Raw genomic sequence first — 3,781 nt, forward strand, 5'->3', positions numbered from 1 at the left:
CTCAGCGAGACCAGGGGCAGCATCTGCGGCGTGATCTGCGTTGCGCCTTCAGGGATGGCGTTGGGCGGGACTTCGACCTCGCGGAGCTGCTCGGGACTGCCTTGCAGCCCCTGCGCCAGCTGCGCCACGCTCGGGGTGCTGAACAGGGCCCGCACGTCGCTGGCCAGGCCGGCCTGGCGCATGCGTTCGATCAGCGTCACCGCCAGCAGCGAGTGACCGCCCAGCTCGAAGAAGTTGTCATGCCGGCCTACGCGCGGCAGTTGCAGCACTTCGGCCCACAGGCCTGCCAGGAGTGCTTCAACGCTGCCCTGCGGCGCCGCGTACTCGCGAAGCGCGTGGTCGTGGCCTTGGGGCGTTGGGAGCGCCCGACGGTCCAGCTTGCCGTTGGGCGTCAGCGGCAGTGCAGCCAGGCGCACGAAGGCGCTGGGCACCATGTAGCCGGGCAGCTCCTGTGTCAGCCCATGGCGCAGCGCTTCCACCGCCAGTGTGTCCTCGCCTACCACGTAGGCCACCAGACGCTTGTACCCCGGCTCGTCCTCGCGGGCCAGCACCACCGCCTCGCGCACGCCGGGCTGCGCCAGCAAGCGGGCCTCGATCTCGCCCAGCTCGATGCGGTAGCCGCGCAGCTTCACCTGCGCGTCGTTGCGGCCCACATACTCCAGCACTCCGTCCTCGCGCCAGCGCACCAGGTCGCCGGTGCGGTACATCCGCCCCGTTTCGCCTTGCGTCTCCTGCACGAAGGGATCGGCCAGGAATCGCTCCTGCGTCAGATCCGGCCGGTGGAGATAGCCCTCGGCAATCCCGGCACCGCCAATGAAAAGCTCGCCCACGACACCGGGAGGAACCAGGCGCTGCTGTGCGTCCAGCACATAAAGGCGGACATTGTTCAGCGCACGGCCGATGTGCGGCGCGCTGTCCGCGGCAATCAGCGCCGCCGTGCTGTCCACGGTGCATTCCGTGGGGCCATAGACATTGAACGCCCGCGTGCCAGGCAAGGCGGCGAGTTGCTTCCACAGCGGCTCATCGATGGCTTCTCCGCCAACCAGCAGCAGCGCGGGACGGTGGAACTCGCCCTGCGCCCACCCCTGCGCCAGCAGCAGCTTCATCTGCGTCGGCGTTGCATCAAGCACATCAAGGGACTGATCGACCAGGAACTGCTTCAGCGCCTGAGCATCGGTGCGAACCTCATCCGGCACCACGATCAGCGCGTGCCCTGCCATGAGCTGGCAGAGCTGCTGCACCGAGGCATCGAAGCTCATGGGGGCATTCAAGCTCATGCGCAAGGGGCGATCCAGACCCAGGCGCTGGCTCAAGGCCTGCTGAAGGTTGAGTACCGCGCGGTGGCTCACCATCACGCCCTTGGGCATTCCGGTGGAGCCGGAGGTGAAGATCACATAAGCGAGCGATGAAGGCGCCCTCACCGTCACCGGCGCGCGGGACGAAGAAGCCCAGGGCGCCACGGCGCCATCCGCCAGGACGATGCCGGCGCAGCCGGCCGGCAGGATCAGCGCAGCTGGAGCGTCCGGGGCCTGAAGCACCAGGACAGGCTTGATGTCCTGCAGCAGGCGCTGCAGTCGCTGGGCGGGCAGGTTCGCGTCAAGCGGCACATAGACGGCGCCAGCCTTGAGGACGGCCAGCATGCCAATGACCATGGACACGCTGCGCGGCAGCGCCAATGCCACGAGCTGACCCGGGGCCACACCGCGCTCGACCAGATGGCGGGCCAGTTGATTGGACTGCTCGTCCAGCGCACGGTAGCTCAGCTGATGGTCGCCAAACTGGACGGCCAGGGCCTCCGGCGTGCGGGCGGCCTGCTCGCTGAAGCGCTGGTGGATCAGCCCGACAGGCAGCTCGCTCACCGGGGCATTGAACTGCTCGAGCAGCAACAGCTGCTGCGAAGGCGAAAGCAGGCTGATGGCATCGACGGGCTGAGCGCTGTCCTTGACCATGCCACGCAGCACGCACAGGACGTGGTCCCAGAACCGACGCAAGGTCGCCGGCCTGAACAGAGCCTTCGAATAATTCAGGTGCCCCGCCAGACAGCCCGCGTGCTCGCCGATCTCAAGCGACAAGTCGAACTGCGCCTTGCGCAGCTCGGTGCCGAGTCCCTCCACGACCAGCCCGCCCTCGAGTTGAAGATCACTGGCGGGCATGTCCTGCCATGACAGCATGACCTGAACCAGCGGGGTATGGGATGTCGACCGCGGCGGCTGCAGTGCCTCCACCACTTGCTCGAATGGCATGTCCTGGTGTTGCTGGCCCGACAGCACCTGGCGCCGGACCTGCGCGAGCAGGGCATTGACCGATGGACTTCCCGAGAGATCCAGGCGGATGGCCAGCGTGTTGACAAAGAGGCCGATCAGCCCCTCGAACTCTGTCCGAGGCCGATTCGACAGCGGCGTCCCGATCACCACATCCTCATGGCCCGAAAGCCGTCCCAGGACCAGCCCCCACGCGGCCAGGACCACCATGTAGAGTGTCACCCCCTGCTGATGTCCCAACTGGCGAAGCGCATGAACCAGGTCGGCATCGACCTCCACAGCTTCGCTTCCCCCCGTGTAGTCCTGCATCGCCGGGCGGGGATAGTCGTAGGGCAAGGCCAGCAGCGCGGGCGCACCCGACAAGGTGTCGATCCAATATCGGCGCTGCACATCGGCCTGCCGCTCAAGCCAGTTGCGTTGCCAGAGTGCGTAGTCGGCATACTGCAGCGGCAGCATCGGCAACGCTGCCTGCGTCCCTGTCAGTGCAGACGCATAGAGGGCCGACAGCTCGCGCATGAGCACCCCCATGGACCAACCATCGGCGGCAATGTGATGGAGTGTGAGCAGCAGCGCATGGTCGTCTGCCGAAACCCTCAGCAGCTTGGCGCGGAGCAGCGGCGTGTTCCGGAGATCGAAGGGAATGCCGGCTTCCTCTTCGGCAAGCTGACGCAGTGCTTCGCTGGACACCCCTGGCAGGTCGATTCGCTCCATCGACAGCACGACGTCCGGCTCAACCCGCTGGAACAGCTGGTCGCCTTCCAGTTCAAAGCGGGTGCGAAGGGACTCATGCCGTTTCACAACGGCTGCAAGCGCCGACGCCAAGGCGTCCTCGTTCAATGGACCGCGCAGGCGCAATGCCAATGGGATGTTGTAGGCAGCGTTCGCATCGGGTTCGATCTGGGCAAGCATCCACAGCCGTTGCTGGGCGAAGGAGAGTGGCAGCCTCGCCGGACGGGAGAGCGAGATGTCCAGGGCGGCCTCGCCCGGACTCGATTTCTCAGCGTGCGCAGCCAGGGCAGCCAGGGCAGCCAGTGAAGGCCATGCAAAGACATCGGCGACCGTCATGTCCAGGCCGAGGTGCTGACGCAACCTGGCAACCAGCTGCATGACCAGCAGCGAGTGACCGCCCAGCTCGAAGAAGTTGTCATGGCGGCCCACGCGCGGCAGCTGCAGCACTTCGGCCCACAGCGCGGCCAGCTGCTCTTCCAGCTCGCCTTGCGGAGCCTCATAGCCTTGGTGAATGTGAGCGGCCTCGTCCGGTACGGGCAGAGACTTGCGATCCAGCTTGCCGTTGGCCGTCAGCGGCAGGGCCTGAAGAAGGACAAAGGCACTGGGCACCATGTAATCAGGCAGTTCTGCGGACAGATGCTCGCGCAGCTGCTGCGGCGACAAAGGCTGTGCGCCCTCACCCAGGGTGTAGTAGGCCACCAGGCGCTTGTGCCCCGCATCGACCTGGTCCACCACGACGGCGGCCTGCGCCACCGCCGGGTGTTCCTGCAGCCGGCTCTGCACCTCGCCGG

At 66.5% G+C, this 3,781-nt stretch carries 1 protein-coding gene; it reads right to left on the reverse strand.

All coding sequences use genetic code 11. From position 1 onward, the window contains the following. The coding region (locus tag H5407_RS23265; protein WP_183106873.1) for a non-ribosomal peptide synthetase at window positions 1-3,781 on the reverse strand (3,781 nt) is incomplete at both ends.

The sequence above is a fragment of the Mitsuaria sp. WAJ17 genome, from assembly GCF_014174515.1.
Lineage (GTDB): Bacteria > Pseudomonadota > Gammaproteobacteria > Burkholderiales > Burkholderiaceae_C > Roseateles_B.